Here is a 16,280-nt window from a genome sequence, read left to right as displayed (position 1 = left end):
CCTCGTGCTAGCCTGACCGCATGGCCCGCCGCCCCCTGCCCACCGCCGAAGAAGCCCTCGCGATCCTGCGCCAGCGCCGCACGCGCCCGCCCCTGCGCACCCCGCCGCCGGCCGGCAAAAACCTGGCGCCGCTGCTCAAGGCGCTGGAGGAGAAATACGGCCAGGGCCCGGCCGCCCTCCAGACCCGCTGGAAGGAGATCGTCGGCGAGACCCTGGCGCGCCGCACCGAGCCCGTCCGCATCATCAAGGGCCGCAACGGCGCCGGCGGGGCGCTGGAGCTGCGCGTCGACGGTCCCGTGGCCTCCCTGATCCAGCACCAGGCCCCGCAGATCACCGCCCGCCTCGACATGCTGCTGGGCAAGGGAACCGTCACCCGCCTGCGCATCGTCCAGGGCCCGCTGAAGGCCGCCCCCGCGCCCGTGGTCGCCAAGCCGCGCCGCAAGCCGCCCCTGGACGCCGCGCTCGAACGCCAGCTGGCCGACAGCCTGGCCGACCAGCCCGACGGCGGCCTGAAGGACGCTTTGATGAAACTGGGTCGCGGCGTGCTGCGGAACGAGCCGTCCTAGACGCGCGAGGCTCCCCTGGCGGATTGACAACCCCGCCGCGATTGCGCTCATGCCAAGGCCTTATCCGCGCCCTTTTCGCCCGGCTTAAGAATCGCGCTTAACTCTACTGTTCTTGCCTCAAGGAAGATCGATCATGCGTCCGCTGACCCGCCGGCTTCTGACCGCCGTCGCCCTCACCGCCTCGCTGGCCGCGCTCGCCGCCTGCGGCAAGAAGGACGCCGTCACCGCCGACGACATGAGCCTGGGTGATCCCAATTCGAAGATCACGGTCGTCGAATACGCCTCGGCCACCTGCTCGCACTGCGGCCGCTGGAACAAGGACGTCTATCCGGCCTTCAAGGCCAAGTATGTCGACACCAAGAAGGTCAACTACGTCTACCGCGAGATCCTGACGGCCCCGGCCGAAGTAGCGGCCGCCTCGTTCCTGATGGCCCGCTGCGCCGGCAAGGACAAGTATTTCCAGGTCGTGGACTCGGTCTACCGCTCGCAGGAAGAGATGTTCACCACCGGCCAGTTCCGCGAAGTGCTGGTGCGCATCGCCCAGTCGGCCGGCATGGACGAAGCCAAGTTCAACGCCTGCGTCTCGGACGAGAAGGCCCTGAAGGCCCTGAACGCCCGCGTCGAAAAGTACAGCAAGGAACAGGACATCCAGGGCACCCCGACCTTCGTCGTCAACGGCAAGAAGGTGGGCGGTCCCGAAGGCGGCGAGGTCAGCCTGGCCCAACTGGACGCCGCCATCGCCGAAGCGTCCAAGTAAGGCTCCGCCATGACCCTCGACCGTCGCGCGCTGATCGCTTCCGGCGCCGTCCTGGCGGCCAGTCCCGCGATGGCGCGCGCCGGCGCCCTGCCGCCGGCCGACGGCGACATGGTGATGGGCTCGCCCAAGGCTCCGGTGCAGCTGGTGGTCTACGCCTCCGCCAGCTGTCCGCACTGCGCCCACTGGTGGACGACGGTGCTGCCCGGCCTGAAGAAGACCTTCATCGACCCCGGCAAGGTCCGCCTGGTGTTCCGCGAATTCCTGACACAGCCGCCCGAATTCGCCGCCGCCGGCTTCCTGCTGTCGCGCCGCATTCCAGGCAAGTATTTCGACGTGCTGGGGACGGTGTTCGCCAAGCAGGCCGAGATCTACGCAAGCGGGCAGCTCTATGAAGGCCTGCTGGCCATCGGCAAGAGCTACGGCCTGACCGACGCCCAGTTTGCCGCCGCCCTGTCGGACAAGGCCAACCTCGCCGCGCTCAACGCCCGCGTTGAGAAGGCGGCCGCCCGCGACCGGGTCGATGTGACGCCGACCTTCTTCGTGGCCGGCCGGCACATGCCCGACGAGACCTCGACCGAGCAGCTGACCGCCGCCCTCGCCGCCGCGGCCAAGGGCTAGAGCCGGAGGGACCGCCCCGTGCAGTTCCAGCGCCTGCGCCTTTCGGGCTTCAAGTCCTTCGTCGAACCGACCGAATTTCGGATCGAGCCCGGGCTGACGGGCATTGTCGGGCCCAATGGCTGCGGCAAGTCCAACCTGCTGGAAGCCCTGCGCTGGGTGATGGGCGCCAATTCGGCCAAGGCCATGCGGGCCGGCGGCATGGACGACGTGATCTTCGCCGGCAGCGGCGCGCGCCCGGCCCGCAACCACGCCGACGTCACCCTGACCATCGACAACGCCGACCGCACGGCGCCGGCCCAGTTCAACGACGACCCGGTGCTGGAAGTGGTGCGCCGCATCGACCGCGGCGAGGGCTCGACCTATCGCATCAACGGCCGCGAGGTGCGGGCCCGCGATGTGCAGCTGCTCTTCGCCGACGCCTCGACGGGGGCCAACTCGCCGGCCCTGGTGCGTCAGGGCCAGATCAGCGAGCTGATCGGCGCCAAGCCGCAGAACCGCCGCCGCATCCTGGAAGAGGCCGCCGGCGTCTCGGGTCTGCACACCCGCCGCCACGAGGCCGAGCTGCGGCTGCGGGCGGCCGAGACCAATCTCTCGCGGCTCGAGGATGTGGCCCGCGAGCTCGAGACGGCCCTGAACCGCCTGCGCCGCGAAGCCCGTCAGGCCGAGAAGTACAAGCGCCTGTCGTCCGAGATCCGGGCCGTGCAGGGCGCGGTGCTGTTCGCCCGCTGGTCCGAAGCCCGAGACACCCTGCACCGCGTCCAGGCCGAGGCCACCGACGCGGCCCGCGCCGTCGAGGACACCGCCCGCGCCGCCGCCTCGGCCCAGGTGGAGATCACTCGCGCCGAGGCCGCCATGCCGCCCCTGCGCGAGGAGGCGACGATCGCCCAGGCGGTGCTGGGCCAGCTGGCGATCCAGAAGGACCGCGCCGAGCGCGAGGCCGAAGCGGCCGCCGCCGAGTTCGAGCGCCTGTCGTCGGATCTCTCCCGGATCGACGATGACGCCGCCCGCGAAGCCCAGACCCGGCAGGACGCCGCCACTGCTCTGGCTCGCCTCGACGCCGAACTGGCCGAGGTGCGCGCCGAGGTCGCCGCCGCACCGGAACGAGGTCCCGAACTGGCCGCCGCCGCAAAGGCGGCAGAGGAGGCCCGCGCCGACGCCGAGGCCGTGGTCGAGCAGCTGGCCGCTCGCGCCGCCGCAGAGGACGCCAGGGCCCGCGCCGCCGCCGCCCGTCTGGCCGACGCCGAGGGCCGGATGGCGCGCACCGTCCGCGCCTTGGACCAGGCCAAGGCCGAGCGTGGGGCGTTGGGGCCGGAGACCGATCCGGCCGCCGCCGACGCCCGCCAGCGCTTCGACAACGCCCAAGCCGCCCTGACCGCCGCCCGCGCCGCCCTGGAGACCGCCGAGGCCGAGCGCGCCAAGGCCGCCGAGCAGGAAGCCATGGCCCGCCAGCTGGCCCGCAGCCTGGAAGACCAGCTGGGTCGTCTGCGCACCGAGGCGCGCGGCCTGGCTCAGCTTACCGCCCCGCGCAGCAAGAGCGGCCACGCCCCCGCCCTCGACGCCGTCTCGCCCGACAAGGGTTATGGCGCGGCCTTGGCCGCGGCTCTGGGCGATGATCTCGACGCGGCGCTGGACGCCCGCGCGCCGTCCTATTGGGGCGGGGCCGAGGCGCCGAGCCCGATCTGGCCCGAGGGCGCCCAGGCCTTGGCGCCGCTGGTCAAGGCGCCGGCCGAACTGGCCGCGCGACTGGCCCTGACCGCCGTGGTCGAGCGCGCCGATGGCGACCGCCTGCAAAGGACCCTGCAGCCCGGCATGCGCTTGGTCTCCAAGGAGGGCGACCTGTGGCGCTGGGACGGCTTCGTCGCCCGCGCCGACGCGCCCAAGCCCGCCGCCGTGCGGCTGGAGCAGCGCACCCGCCTGGCCGAGGTCGAGGCCGAGATCGATGTCCAGGCTCCCCGCGCCGAAGCCACAGCCGCCGCGCTGAAGACCGCCTCGGACGCCCTGCGCGCCGCCGAGGACGCCTTGCGCGACAAACGCCGGGGCCCGCCGGACGCCGAGCGCCTGCTGGCCGGGGCGCGCGACGCCGTCGCCCAGTTCGAGCGTCAGGCCGCGCTTCGCGCCGCAAGGGCCCAATCGCTGGACGAGACCATCGCCCGCTTCCAGGCCGAACACGCCGAGGCCGAGACCGCGCTGACCGCCGTCCGCGCCGAGCATGCCGGGGCGACCGGAGCGGCCGATCTCGCCCCCAAGCTCGCCGAAGCCCGCCAGGCCTCCGCCGCAGCCCGCGAAGCCGCCGCCGCCGCTCGCACCGCCCTGGATGTCGAGACCCGCGAGCGCTCGGGCCGCCAGCGCCGGTTGGAGAACCTGGAGCGCGATCGCGGCGACTGGGCCCGACGGGCCGAGGCCGCCGGCAAGCGCACCGCCGCTCTGGACGCCGACCGCATCAAGGCCGCCGCCGCCCTGGAGGCCGCCCGCGAGGCGCCCGCCGCGCTGAAGGAAAAGCTGCTGGTCCTGCTGGACGAGTTCGGCGCGGCCGAGGCCCGCCGCGCCAAGGCCAGCGACGCCCTAGAAGAGGCCGAGACCGCCCGCCTGCACGCCGACCGCGCCGCCCGCGCCGCCGATCAGGCCGCCGGCGAGGCTCGCGAGAAGCGCGCCGCGCTGGTCGCTCATCTGGACGGTGCACGCGGCCGGTTCGCCGAGATCGCCGGCAACATCCGCGAATCGGTGCGCATGGAGCCCGAAGAGCTGGGCCGCCACGTCGCCGGCGAGGCCGTGGCCGTCCCGAAGGACGCCGCCGGGGTCGAGGCCCACCTCTTCGCCCTCGAGCGCGAACGCGACGCCATCGGGCCGGTGAACCTGCGCGCCGAGGAAGAGGCCCAGGAATATGCCGGCCGCCTGGAGACCATGCGCACCGAGCGCTCGGACCTGTCGGGCGCGGTGACCAAGCTTCGGGCCGGCATCGAAGAGCTGAACGCCGAAGGGCGCGAGCGTCTGCTGGCCGCCTTCGAGGTGATCAACGCCCACTTCCAGACGCTCTTCCAGGCGCTGTTCGGGGGGGGACAGGCCGAGCTGCGCCTGATCGAGAGCGACGATCCGCTGGAGGCCGGCCTGGAGATCTTCGCCTGCCCGCCGGGCAAGCGCATGGCCAGCATGAGCCTGATGAGCGGCGGCGAGCAGGCCCTGACCGCCAGCGCCCTGATCTTCGGCGTCTTCCTGGCCAACCCGGCCCCGATCTGCGTGCTCGACGAAGTCGACGCGCCGCTCGATGACGCCAATGTCGACCGCTACTGCAACATGCTCGACGAGATGCGCCGCCGGACCCAGACGCGGTTCATCGCGATCACGCACAACCCGGTGACGATGAGCCGGATGGACCGCCTGTTTGGCGTGACCATGGGCGAGCGGGGCGTCAGCCAGCTGGTCAGCGTGGACCTGTCGACGGCCGAGCAGTTGGTGGCGGCGCAGTAGCGGCAAGCGCCGGACGCCCCCTCCGTCACGATGCGTATTCGCATCGCGCCACCTCCCCCGCTTCGCATGGGAGGAGGAGATCAGCGACGTTCCTCCTCACCTGTGAAACGGGGGAGGTGGCGCGGCGCCGATAGGCGACGTGACGGAGGGGGCGCTACGGCGCTAACCGCCAAACAAGCCCACGACCGCATGCCGCAGCGGATTGGCCGGATCGGCCAACAGCTTCACCGCCATCAGGCACGACATCGTCACCAGCAGCGGCCGGATCAGCTTGGCCCCGAACCGCATCGCCAGCCGTGACCCCACCTGCGCGCCGAGGAAAGCTCCTGCCGCCATGGCCAGGCCCACGGGCCACACGACCGCGCCCTTGAGGATGAACAGCGCGAGGCTGCCCAGATTGCTCGACGCATTGGCCAGCTTGGTATGGGCGGTGGCCTTCAGCGCGCCGTAGCCCAGCAGGGTGACGATGGCGACCATGTAGAAGGCCCCCGCGCCCGGACCGAAGATGCCGTCGTAGAAACCGACCAGCGGCGCGATGAAGCCGGCGAACATCGGCAGAGCCAGCCGGGGCGCGCCGTCCTCCGCCTTCAGGGCCTTGGACAGGGCGAAATAGAGCGCGATGACGATCAGTAGGATCGGCGCCAGGGCCTTCAGGAATCGCGGCGACAGCAGGCTGGCGCAAAGGGCGCCGCACAGGCCGGCAAGACCTGCGGCGAGGGCGACAGGCAGGGCGGTCTTCCAGTCGATCAGGCCGCGCCGCGCGAAGGCGGTCGTCGACGAGACCGAGCCGAAGGAGCCTTGCAGCTTGTTGGTGGCCAGCGCCGCGACGGGGTCCAGGCCCGCCAGCAGCAGGGCAGGCAGGGTCAGCAGGCCGCCGCCGCCGGCGATGGCGTCGAAAGCGCCCGCCAAAGCGGCCACGGCGAACATCGTCGCCAGCAGTTGGGGATCGAGAACATGCACGCGCCAGCCCTCCCGCATGAACCGGCGAGCGCCAGGACCATGCGGTCGAGTCCGGGCTGGGCCAAAGAAAAGGGGCCCGAAGGCCCCTTCCCGCCTGATCAGCCGATCAGGTTGCCCCATTCGTGAGCGCGGGCGCTCTTGCTGGTGCGGCCAAGGGCGCGAAGCTGCTCGCGCTGGGCGGCCTTCTCTTCCTTGCGCATTTTCTGCTCGGCGGCGGCGTCGGCCTTGCGTTCCTTACGCTCGGCGCGCTTGGCGGCCAGGATCTCTTCCTGCTTGGCCACTTGCTCGAGGCGGGCGGCTTCGCGGGCCTCGGCGCGCGCCGCGCGCACGGCTTCCAGTTCGGCCGCACGAAGCTCTTCGCGCTTGTCGAAATCCGGATCGGTGACGGTGGGCTTGGGCTTCAGTTTCGCCAGCATAGCCTTCTTGGCTTCGGCGGCGGCGGAGATACGATCGGAGAAACCGGTGTTCTTCAGATGCGACATGAATCTTCTGGCTAAGGGAAAGTCGCGGCTCTCAAACCCCAAAATCGTGCAAAAAGCAATGCGTCATCCCGCGCGAGACCAAAGACCGCGCCGCGGCATGCGGATTCGTTTTCGACGCGCGGAGCGAGCCACGGGCGACGAGATAATAATGCCCGCCCCGGCCTTCAAGGCGGCCCGCTCACTCCGACAGGCGGCGAGTGTCGACACACGGCGGCAAACTTTTGCCCGCGATCGCCTGCCGTTACGTAAAACACCTTATTAAACAGTCGCTTGTAAGCGCGCCCGCCAACCTTGACGCACCGCAGCAGGCCCTATAGGTTCCGCCGCGATCAAGCCGGCCGGAAATTCGCCTCTTTTTGGAGGCGACCGCGGGCGTTTTCGGACCTGACCGCTCCCATGCCCAAGGCCGACGAACCGAACGACAAGGCCTTCGAAAGCCTCGACGCTCGGCTCGGCGCATTTGAGGCCAAGAAGGCGGCGGAAAAGCCGGTTCGCGCCGAGAACGAGAAATCGTCCCAGGACGGCTATCGTCTCCTGGCGGATTTGATCGGCGGCGTCCTGGTGGGGCTCGGCTTTGGCTGGCTGCTCGACCGATACGCCGGAACGGCGCCCTGGGGCATGGTCGGCGGTCTGCTGATCGGCATGGGGGCTTCGATATTCTCCGTCGTCCGCAAGGCGACGAAACTGAGCGCGCAGGCGTCGACGACTTCTCCCAAACAGGAGAGCGGCGGCGAAGACACGGGAGACGGGCCAACCGTCCCCAAGCAGAAGAGAGACTAGGGCCGATGGCCGATCCGATGCACCAGTTCCAGGTCAGCAAGATCGTGGAACTGCCGACCGTGACCGTGTTCGGCTACCCGATCGACCTGTCGATCACCAATTCCGTGGCCGCCATGCTGCTGGCCGCGACCCTGGTCATCGTGTTCTACGCCCTGGCGTCGGCCAAGCAGGCCGTGGTGCCGGGCCGCCTGCAGACGGTGGGCGAGATGCTTTACGGGCTGGTCGACGGCCTGGCGGAATCCATCATCGGCCATGAGGGCAAGAAGTTCCTGCCCTTCGTCTTCACCCTGTTTGCGTTCGTGCTGTTCATGAACCTGCAGGGCATGTTCCTGGTCTTCACCTCGACCTCGCAACTGGCCGTGACCCTGACCCTGGGCCTGCTGGTCATCCTGACCGTGGTCGCCGTGGGCTTCGCCAAGAACGGCCTCAAGTTCTTCAAGCTGTTCGCCCCGTCGGGCGTCCCCGGCTGGATCCTGCCGCTGGTGGTGCTGATCGAGATCGTCTCGTTCCTGGTCCGCCCGCTGACCCTGGCCCTGCGTCTGTTCGGCAACATGGTCGGCGGCCACGTGGTGCTGAAGATCTTCGCCGGCTTCGTCATCGCCCTGGGCGGCCTTGGCGTGCTCGGCTGGGCCGGCGCGGCGCTGGCTCTGACCTCCGTCGTCGCCCTGACGGCCCTAGAGTTCATGGTGGCCTTCCTGCAGGCCTTCGTGTTCGCGGTGCTCACCTGCGTCTATCTGAACGACGTCGTGCACCTCGACAGCCACTGATCAACCTTTAGTCTTTCCAACACATATCTCTTCAAGGAGTCTCTATCATGGACGCTGCTGCAGCTAAGTACATCGGCGCTGGCCTGGCCATGCTCGGCATGATCGGCGCGGGCGTGGGCCTGGGCGTGATGTTCGGCAACTACTTCCAAGGCGCCCTGCGCAACCCGACCGCCGCCGCTCAAGAGCGCCCGATGCTGTTCCTCGGCATGGCTCTGACGGAAGCCCTGGGCATCTTCGCCCTGGTCGTCGCCTTCCTGATCCTGTTCTCGTAATCCTTAGCTAAGAGGCGACTTCGCCCATGGCGACGGAACCCCACGGCACGGTCGAGTCGACTGAAGCCCCCGGGCACGAAGGCGGCGGCGGTCTTCCGCAGCTGCAGTTCGAGCACTGGGGCGGTCAGGTCGTCTGGCTGCTGCTCATCTTCGCCGTTCTCTACGCGGTGCTGTCCAAGGGGCTGCTGCCCCGCGTCAGCGGCGCCATCGAGGAACGCGGCGCCAAGATCGCCGGCGACATCGCCGACGCCCGTCGTCTGAAGGACGAAGCCGAGGTCCAGGCCCGCGCGGCCGCGACCGAGGTCGCCGAGGCTCGCGCTTCGGCCCAGAAGACCGCGGCGGACGCCAAGGCCAAGGCTTCGGCCGAAGCCGCCGAGCGTCAGGCGAAGGAAGAAGCGGTGCTGGCTGAAAAGCTGGCCGCCGCCGAGGCCGACATCCAGGCCGCGCGCGACCAGGCCATGAGCCATGTCGCCGCCGTGGCTTCGGAAACGGCCGGCGCCATCGTCGAGAAGCTGACGGGCAAGGCGGCCACGGCCGCCGAGCTCAAAGCGGCTCTGGCCTAAGGAGAGACGACGATGGAACACGAGTCCCTGTTCAGCCTCTCCAATCCCGAGTTCTGGGTGCTGGTCGCGCTGGTCCTGTTCTTCGGCCTGCTGGTCGTGCTCAAGGTCCTGCCGGGCGCCCTGTTCGGGGCGCTCGACGGCTACGCCGCCAAGATCAAGGCCGAGCTCGACGAAGCCCAGCAACTGCGTGAAGAGGCCCAGGCCCTGCTCGCGGACGTGAAGGCCCAGCGCGAGGAAGCCGAACGTCAGGCCGCCGGCATGATCGAGGCCGCCAAGGCCGACGCCAAGCGTCTGGCCGAGGAAGCCAAGGAAAAGCTCGAGGAGCAGATCAAGCGCCGCGCCGAGATGGCCGAACGCAAGATCGCCCAGGCCGAGGCCCAGGCCGCTGCGGACGTCAAGGCCGCCGCCGTCGACCTCGCCGCCCAGGCCGCCGAAGCCGTGCTCACCGCGCGTCTGTCGGGCCTGAAGAGCGATCCGCTGGTCGATCAGGCCATCGGCCAGATGGGCGCCAAGCTCCAGTAGCTTCGGTCTCTTCGGACGAAAAAGACAAGGGCGCGGACCTCACGGTTCGCGCCCTTTTTCTTTGTTCTTCACTTGTCATCCCGGCCGCAGCGAAGCGGAGAGCCGGGACCGCCGGAAACGCGGAGCTTGCCGTGGTCCCGGATAGCCTCTGCGAGGCTTCCGGGATGACAAGCTATATTGAAGCCGCCTCGGCCTTCGGCCACCTCCGACGCCAGTAGCGCTTCACATGCTTGCGGCTCTGCTTCAGCACCCGCCAGCGGGCCCGGCGCAGGATCATCTTCTCGGTCCGGAGCATTTGCTGCCAGACCACCAGCAGCACTTCGGGCTCGCGCCGCATCAGGCGGCGGATCGGGAAGACCAGCTTGGGATGTCGTTTCTGCCAGCGGATGAAGGTCTTGCGGGCCGCGAACGAGTAGCGCAGCACGATCATCAGGCCGATGACCAGCAACGGCAGGCCCAGGTGCCCCGGCAGGGGCGTCAGGACCGCGCCGGCGACGATGACCAGGCTGCCGAAGCCGATGGCGGCCCAGCGAAAGGCGCGGGCGGCGGACTCGCGCAGAAGCAGGGCCAGTCGCGCGCGGCGACGAACCTTGTGCTTGATGTCGATCGCGGTGGAGGCAGCCGTCACCGTTGTTTGCGCTTGAGAGACTTGCGCCAGCGAACGGCCACGCGCCAGCGGCGCGGCACGATCAGGCGCTCGATGCGCAGGGCCTGCTGCCAGGCCACGAGGACGACCTCGGGCTCGCGCCGCAGCAGGCGACGGATCGGGAAGACCAGCTTGGGATGGGCGTGCTGGAAGCGCACGAACTGCTTGCGGGCCTTGAACGAGTTGCGCAGCACCAGCATCAGCCCCACCACCGTCAGCGGCAGGCCCAGCGGACCGGGCAGCGGCGCGATCAGGGCGCCCGCCGCGATCAGCACCAGGCCAAGCGTCACCAGGATGACGCGCAGAAAGCGCGCCACGATCTCGCGAGCGAGATCGTCGGCCGGTGAGAAGCGGGCGCGAGGCATGGCGAGGGCGACTGAGACGTTCATAAGGGAGCTAACGGGCTTCGCGCCCCGCTTGCTCCCTGGAAGATCCAGACAACCCGACACGCGAGCCTGATATGTGGACCGATATGGGCGCCGTAAAGGCGCCCATTCGACGCGTCTTGAAACGTTGTTGTTCTATTCGGCCGCCAGTGGCGCTTCCGCCACAGGTTTCCACCTCAACCGGGGCTTGCGGGCCGCCAAGGTCTCGTCGAGGCGGCGCATGGGGGCGTGGAACGGGGCGCCCTTGAAACGCTCGACGTCGCCGGCCTTGGCCGCGCCCGCCAGGAGGCGCAGCGCCTCGACGAAGCGATCCAACTCCTGCTTAGACTCTGTCTCGGTGGGCTCGATCAGCATGGCCCCGTGGACGACCAGCGGGAAATACATGGTCATCGGGTGGAAACCTTCGTCGATCATCGCCTTGGCGAAGTCGAGCGTGGTCACGCCGGTGCCTTCCAGCCAGGCGTCGTCGAACAGGGCCTCGTGCATGCAGGGGCCGTCCGGGAAGGCCGGGCTCATCACGTCCGACAAACGCGCCTTCAGGTAGTTGGCGTTGAGGACGGCGTCCTCGGCCACCTGACGCAGGCCGTCGGCCCCGTGGCTGAGCATGTAGGCATAGGCGCGGACATACATGCCCATCTGGCCGTGGAAGGCGCTCATGCGGCCAAAAGCGGTTTCCGCGCCCTCTTCGCCGGCGTGCTCGATCAGGGCGAAGCCGTCGTCGCCGTGGACGAGCCAGGGGGTGGGCGCGAAGGTCGCCAGGGCTTCGCTGAGCACCACAGGGCCCGCACCCGGTCCGCCGCCGCCGTGGGGCGTCGAGAAGGTCTTGTGCAGGTTTATGTGCATGGCGTCGACGCCCAGGTCGCCCGGACGCACCCGGCCGACGATGGCGTTGAAGTTGGCGCCGTCGCAGTAGAAATAGGCCCCCGCCGCGTGGGTCAGGCGGGCGATCTCGACGACGTCGCGCTCGAACAGGCCGCAGGTGTTGGGGTTGGTGACCATGATCGCGGCCACGTGGTCGCCGAGCTTGGACTCCAGATCCGCCAGGTCGACCCGGCCATCCTCGGTCTGGGCGATCTCGACCACGGTGTAGCCGACGAAGGCCGCCGTGGCGGGGTTGGTGCCGTGGGCGCTGGTCGGAGCCAGGACGGTCTTGCGGTGGCCCTGGCCGTTGGCCTCGTGAGCCGCGCGGATGGCCAGCATGCCGCACATCTCGCCATGGGCGCCGGCCTTGGGCGTCAAGGCGACGGCGGGCATGCCGGTCAGGGTCTTCAGCCAGTGGGCCAGGCGGTCCATCAGCTGCAGGGCTCCCTGCACGGTCGACTGCGGCTGCAGCGGGTGGATGTCGGAGAAGCCCGGCAAGCGCGCCATCTTCTCGTTCAGGCGCGGGTTGTGCTTCATCGTGCACGAGCCCAGCGGATAGAGCGCCAGGTCGATGGCGTGGTTCTTCTGGCTCAGGCGCACGTAGTGGCGCACGGCTTCGGGCTCGGAGAGGCCCGGCAGGCCGATCGGCGCGTCGCGCAGCAGGCCGGCCAGATCGTCCGACGGCGCGGCGGCCGGCGGCAGGTCGACGCCGGTCTTGTTCCAGCCGCCCAGTTCGAAGATCAGGGCCTCGTCCTGCAGCAGGCCGCGGCCGCCGGTCAGGGTTTCGTGCGCGCTGGCCGCGTCATTGGCGGGAGCGGTTTCGGGACGGGTCGGCCGTCCAACGCTGTTCATGCTCATTGGGCGACGACCTTGGCCAGGACCTTGGAGAAGAAGGTGATGTCGATATCCATCGTGGTCTCGGTGGCGGCCACGAGCAACACGTCGTCGAGGCCGGCGTTGGCGTCGAGGCGCGAGAACGGCACGCCGGCGATGATGCCATGGCCGGCCAGGGTCTCGACCAGGTCGGCGGCCTTGCCGGGCACGCGGATGGCGAACTCGTTGAAGAAGCGAGGGGTCAAAATCTCGACGCCGGGCGTGGCGGCCAGGGCGTCGCGCAGGGCGCGGGCCTTCTCGTGATTGATCGCCGCCAGCTGGCGTAGGCCCGTCTCGCCCAGCAGGCTCATGTGGATGCTGAACGCCAGGGCGCACAGGCCGCTGTTGGTGCAGATGTTCGAGGTCGCCTTGTCGCGGCGGATGTGCTGCTCGCGCGTCGACAGGGTCAGGACGAAACCGCGACGGCCGTCGGCGTCGACGGTCTCGCCGCAGAGCCGGCCCGGGGCTTGGCGGATGTATTTTTCCTTGCAGGCAAAGAGGCCGACATAAGGGCCGCCGAAGTTCAGGCCGTTGCCGATCGACTGGCCCTCGGCCACGGCGATGTCGGCGCCCATCTCGCCCGGCGACTTCAGCAGGCCGTAAGAGACGGCCTCGGTGGTGACCACGATCAGCAGCGCCCCGGCCGCGTGGGCGGCTTCGGCGATCTTGCTGACGTCGGTGACCGTGCCAAACACGTTGGGGGTCTGCACGACGACGCAGGCGGTGTCGGCGTCGATGGCGGCGATGACCGCGTCCTCGGCGTCGACGGCGGGCGCCATCTTCTCGGTGGCGACACCGGCCGCGTGAGCCAGGGTCTCGATGGTCTCGACATAGTGCGGGTGGACGCCGCCGGACATCACGGCCTTGTTCCGGCGCGTGACCCGCTGGGCCATCATCACCGCCTCGGCGGCGGCGGTGGAGCCGTCATAGAGCGAGGCGTTGGCCACTTCCATGCCGGTCAGGGCCGCGACCTGGGTCTGGAACTCGAACAGCACCTGCAGGGTGCCCTGAGCGATTTCCGGCTGGTAGGGCGTGTAGCTGGTCAGGAACTCCGACCGCTGGATGATGTGGTCGACCGTGGCCGGCACATGGTGACGATAGGCGCCAGCCCCGCAGAAGAAGGGTCCCTCTCCCGCCGCGCGGTTGCGCTTGGCCAGGCCCGCCATTTCGCGCTCAACCTCCAGCTCGCCGGCATGCAGCGGCAGGTCGACGGTTCCGGAACGCTGGGCGGAGGCGGGCACGTCGACGAACAGGGCGTCGATCGAGTCCACGCCGATGACGCCGAGCATCTCGGCGCGATCTTCGGGAGTCAGGGGGAGGTAGCGCATGATCTGGGTCCTTCTCCCTTCCCCCTTGATGGGGGAAGGGTCGGGGATGGGGGTGTTTACGGCGGTGGGGTCACCCCCAACCCTGCCCTTCCCCATCAAGGGGGAATGGTCTTTTTAAAGGGTCGAGAGGAAGGCTTCGTAGGCGACGCGGTCCATCAGGGCGTCGACCTCGGCCGGGTTCGACAGCTTGATCTTGGCGAACCAGCCGCCGGCTTCCGGCACGGCGTTGACGGTCTCGGGGCTGTCGGACAGCTCGCCATTGGCCTCGACCACCTCGCCCGACACCGGGGCGTAGACGTCGGAGGCGGCCTTGACGCTCTCGACCACGGCCAGGCCGTCGCCCTGCTTCACGGTCTTGCCGACTTCCGGCGTCTCGACGAACACCACGTCGCCCAGTTGCTCGGCGGCGTAACCGGTGATGCCGACGGTGGCGATGTCGCCGTCGACGGCGACCCATTCATGGTCCTTGGTGAAGCGCATTGTCTGGGCCCTTTTTCAGATCTTGCGAACGTAACGATTGGGAACGAACGGCGAGGCCACGACCTCGGCCGCCTGCGGCTTTCCGCGAACGATGACCTTCAGCTTCGTGCCGACCGCCGACAAGGCCGGGGGCGCGAAACCGATGGCGATGGCGCCGCCGACACTGGGACCAAAGCCGCCGCTGGTGACAACGCCAACCACTGCGCCGGTCTCGTCGGCGATCTCGGCGCCTTCACGGGCCGGCGCGCCTTCCAGGACGCGCAGATTGACCCGAACGCGCTTCAGCTCGCCGGCCAGCTCCCTGGAAATCCGGTCGGCGCCCAGATAGTCGCCAGCCTCGCGGCGGCTCTTGCCGATGGCGAAGTTCATGCCGGCCTCGATCGGCGAGACGGTCTCGTCCATGTCGTGGCCGTAGAGCGGCAGGCCGGCCTCCAGGCGGAGGCTGTCGCGGGCGCCCAGGCCGATGGCCTTCACGCGCTCGTCTTCCAGCAGGGCGTTCCAGATCCGCGTCGCCTCAGCGGCTGGCACGGAGATTTCATAGCCGTCCTCGCCGGTGTAGCCCGAGCGCGAGATGATGGCGTCGACACCGAAGGCGGTCAGGGCCTTGGTGTCCATGAACACCATCTCGGCCGCTTCCGGCACGTGGGCGGCCAGCACGGCGGCGGCCTCGGGTCCCTGCAACGCCAGCAGCGCGCGGTCCTCCAGGCGCTCGACGGTCGCCTCACCCTTCAGCGCCTCGGCGATGATGGCGTAGTCGTTGTCCTTACAAGCCCCGTTGACCACCACGAACAGGCCGTCGTCATCGGGCCGCGCGGTCATCAGGTCGTCGATCACGCCGCCCTCGGCGTTCAGCAACACGGCGTAGCGCTGCTTGCCGGGCTTGAGACCCTGATAGTCGGCCGAGACCAGCTTCTCGAAGCTCTTGGCCGGGTTCTCGCCGCGCAACCGGGCCTGGCCCATGTGTGAGACGTCGAACAGACCCGCGTGCTCGCGAGTCCACAGGTGCTCCTTGAGCACTCCGTCCTTGTACTGCACCGGCATCGAATAACCCGCGAACGGGACCATGCGGGCGCCGGCGGCGACGTGCGCGTCGTACAGGGGCGTCTTCTTGAGATCTTGGTCGGACACGCGGAGGGCTCCAAACGGGGACGGCGCTGCAAGCCCGGCTTTCGCCCGGCGATCGCGCCCCCGCTGTCCCTTTGACCTGAGAGATTCCGGCCCTGAATATAGGGCCTTGCTCCTTCGGCGGGCAATCCTTCCGGACTGCCTCTTTCCAGCGTTCCTAAACCCGCGCGGTCCTTTTGCCTGAGCGTTTCCGGGGCGGTTGCGCCTTCGGCCTCGGGACGCGAATCCCGATGTCTCCCGCGTGGGTCTTGGGCTCAATGCGGGAGGGCCGGCGGCGAGTCAAGCGATGCCGGCGACGCGAGCCTTGCTCCCTCAAAACGCCTTCGGCAAACCCGCTTGCTTGAGCACTTCGTTGGCGGTGTGTCGGCTTTTGGATCGCGGCACGATGAAGGTGTGACCGGAGATCGGGCTGCGCCATTTCTCGTGGCTTCCCTTGCCGCCGATCAGGCGCTCGCAGCCTGCAGCGAGCAGAAGCTTCACGAGGTCAGTATAAAAGTCCTTCGGCATCGATTCCCACGGGCGAAAAGCATTCACTACGCAGACACGCCGAAGAGCGCCTTAATCTAAGTTAGGACCAAGAAATTATGCGACGGCAAGTTCGATCAAGCCGTTAGCGCGCAGCTCTAACGGCACCTTGCCCCGAACACCCAGGTTCTCGGCGAGCAGACCCGGCGCGAGTTCGCTAACGAGTTCAATGAACTCAGGCAAAGTCGCGGCTTCGACCACAAGGCCTGGGATGTTGCTGGACGACGTCCACACACCGGCTTCCGCGTCCCAATCCGCTTCAACGTGATAGGTCGTTTCGCTCATGTCCGGAGTGTGCGCTTGT

At 68.9% G+C, this 16,280-nt stretch carries 19 protein-coding genes and 1 riboswitch; of the genes, 9 read left to right on the top strand and 10 right to left on the bottom strand.

The features are described from left to right. Positions 1-20: 20 nt before the first annotated feature. The 4 genes from AC1RUS_RS15615 to smc all read left to right on the top strand — a co-directional run bounded on the left by AC1RUS_RS15615 (position 21) and on the right by smc (position 5,406). Complete coding sequence (locus AC1RUS_RS15615; protein WP_492917497.1) at positions 21-566, top strand: DUF721 domain-containing protein; 546 nt, start codon at positions 21-23, stop codon at positions 564-566. 133 nt (positions 567-699) lie between these two features. Further along, positions 700-1,323 carry a thioredoxin domain-containing protein gene (locus AC1RUS_RS15610; RefSeq protein ID WP_492917496.1) on the top strand — a complete coding sequence of 208 codons (624 nt, stop codon included), beginning with the start codon at positions 700-702 and terminating at the stop codon, positions 1,321-1,323. 9 nt (positions 1,324-1,332) lie between these two features. Next, positions 1,333-1,941 carry a thioredoxin domain-containing protein gene (locus AC1RUS_RS15605; protein ID WP_492917495.1) on the top strand — a complete coding sequence of 203 codons (609 nt, stop codon included), beginning with the start codon at positions 1,333-1,335 and terminating at the stop codon, positions 1,939-1,941. 18 nt (positions 1,942-1,959) lie between these two features. Then, a complete protein-coding gene (gene smc / locus AC1RUS_RS15600) occupies positions 1,960-5,406 on the top strand; it encodes a chromosome segregation protein SMC (RefSeq protein WP_492917494.1) in 3,447 nt (1,148 codons plus the stop codon). Positions 5,407-5,568: 162 nt separating this feature from the next. Here smc and AC1RUS_RS15595 read toward each other — a convergent pair whose 3' ends face one another. Together AC1RUS_RS15595 and AC1RUS_RS15590 are read right to left on the bottom strand one after the other, a co-directional pair. Next, positions 5,569-6,384: a TSUP family transporter gene (locus tag AC1RUS_RS15595; protein ID WP_492917493.1), complete on the bottom strand. Its 816-nt coding sequence runs from the start codon at positions 6,382-6,384 to the stop codon at positions 5,569-5,571. An 80-nt stretch (positions 6,385-6,464) separates the two neighbouring features. Beyond that, a complete protein-coding gene (locus AC1RUS_RS15590) occupies positions 6,465-6,848 on the bottom strand; it encodes a DUF6481 family protein (RefSeq protein ID WP_492917492.1) in 384 nt (127 codons plus the stop codon). 396 nt (positions 6,849-7,244) lie between these two features. Between AC1RUS_RS15590 and AC1RUS_RS15585 the strand changes: the two genes are divergently transcribed. Genes AC1RUS_RS15585 through AC1RUS_RS15565 form a run of 5 tightly spaced genes read left to right on the top strand, consistent with a single transcriptional unit; the run spans position 7,245 to position 9,752 of the window. After that, a complete protein-coding gene (locus AC1RUS_RS15585; RefSeq protein ID WP_492917491.1) occupies positions 7,245-7,628 on the top strand; it encodes an AtpZ/AtpI family protein in 384 nt (127 codons plus the stop codon). Between the two features lie 5 nt (positions 7,629-7,633). Further along, positions 7,634-8,395: a F0F1 ATP synthase subunit A gene (locus tag AC1RUS_RS15580; RefSeq protein WP_492917490.1), complete on the top strand. Its 762-nt coding sequence runs from the start codon at positions 7,634-7,636 to the stop codon at positions 8,393-8,395. A 47-nt stretch (positions 8,396-8,442) separates the two neighbouring features. Then, positions 8,443-8,667 carry a F0F1 ATP synthase subunit C gene (locus AC1RUS_RS15575; RefSeq protein WP_184723368.1) on the top strand — a complete coding sequence of 75 codons (225 nt, stop codon included), beginning with the start codon at positions 8,443-8,445 and terminating at the stop codon, positions 8,665-8,667. 26 nt (positions 8,668-8,693) lie between these two features. Beyond that, the gene (locus tag AC1RUS_RS15570) at positions 8,694-9,230 is read left to right on the top strand and encodes a F0F1 ATP synthase subunit B family protein (protein ID WP_492917489.1); all 537 of its coding nucleotides are present in this window, start codon (positions 8,694-8,696) and stop codon (positions 9,228-9,230) included. Positions 9,231-9,242: 12 nt separating this feature from the next. Continuing rightward, positions 9,243-9,752 carry a F0F1 ATP synthase subunit B gene (locus AC1RUS_RS15565; RefSeq protein WP_492917488.1) on the top strand — a complete coding sequence of 170 codons (510 nt, stop codon included), beginning with the start codon at positions 9,243-9,245 and terminating at the stop codon, positions 9,750-9,752. A gap of 172 nt (positions 9,753-9,924) precedes the next feature. Here the strand turns inward: AC1RUS_RS15565 and AC1RUS_RS15560 are convergent, their stop codons facing one another. From AC1RUS_RS15560 to AC1RUS_RS15525, 8 genes are all read right to left on the bottom strand, one after another. Beyond that, positions 9,925-10,380 (bottom strand): hypothetical protein, encoded by a 456-nt coding sequence (locus AC1RUS_RS15560; RefSeq protein ID WP_492917487.1) that lies wholly within the window; start codon positions 10,378-10,380, stop codon positions 9,925-9,927. Next, positions 10,377-10,787, bottom strand: coding sequence for a hypothetical protein (locus AC1RUS_RS15555; RefSeq protein ID WP_492917486.1), 411 nt, complete (start codon positions 10,785-10,787; stop codon positions 10,377-10,379). Before AC1RUS_RS15555 ends, AC1RUS_RS15560 begins: the two co-directional genes overlap by 4 nt. 132 nt (positions 10,788-10,919) lie before the next feature. After that, positions 10,920-12,503 carry an aminomethyl-transferring glycine dehydrogenase subunit GcvPB gene (gcvPB, locus tag AC1RUS_RS15550; protein ID WP_492917485.1) on the bottom strand — a complete coding sequence of 528 codons (1,584 nt, stop codon included), beginning with the start codon at positions 12,501-12,503 and terminating at the stop codon, positions 10,920-10,922. Further along, complete coding sequence (gene gcvPA, locus AC1RUS_RS15545; protein ID WP_492917484.1) at positions 12,500-13,846, bottom strand: aminomethyl-transferring glycine dehydrogenase subunit GcvPA; 1,347 nt, start codon at positions 13,844-13,846, stop codon at positions 12,500-12,502. The genes gcvPB and gcvPA overlap by 4 nt, the downstream gene beginning before the upstream one ends. 114 nt (positions 13,847-13,960) lie before the next feature. Further along, a complete protein-coding gene (gcvH, locus tag AC1RUS_RS15540) occupies positions 13,961-14,326 on the bottom strand; it encodes a glycine cleavage system protein GcvH (protein WP_492917483.1) in 366 nt (121 codons plus the stop codon). A 15-nt stretch (positions 14,327-14,341) separates the two neighbouring features. Further along, positions 14,342-15,454, bottom strand: a complete 1,113-nt coding sequence (gcvT, locus tag AC1RUS_RS15535) for a glycine cleavage system aminomethyltransferase GcvT (protein WP_492917482.1) — start codon at positions 15,452-15,454, stop codon at positions 14,342-14,344. A gap of 155 nt (positions 15,455-15,609) precedes the next feature. Then, positions 15,610-15,701, bottom strand: a riboswitch (glycine riboswitch). Positions 15,702-15,763: 62 nt separating this feature from the next. Further along, positions 15,764-15,958 carry a type II toxin-antitoxin system HicA family toxin gene (locus tag AC1RUS_RS15530; RefSeq protein WP_492917481.1) on the bottom strand — a complete coding sequence of 65 codons (195 nt, stop codon included), beginning with the start codon at positions 15,956-15,958 and terminating at the stop codon, positions 15,764-15,766. Between the two features lie 75 nt (positions 15,959-16,033). Further along, positions 16,034-16,261, bottom strand: a complete 228-nt coding sequence (locus AC1RUS_RS15525) for a DUF1902 domain-containing protein (protein WP_492917480.1) — start codon at positions 16,259-16,261, stop codon at positions 16,034-16,036. Between the last annotated feature and the right edge of the window lie 19 nt (positions 16,262-16,280).

The organism is Caulobacter sp. GW821-FHT10F06, assembly GCF_058809215.1.
Note: the sequence above shows the minus strand (reverse complement) of the source record. Positions and strands in the feature narration are given on the sequence as shown.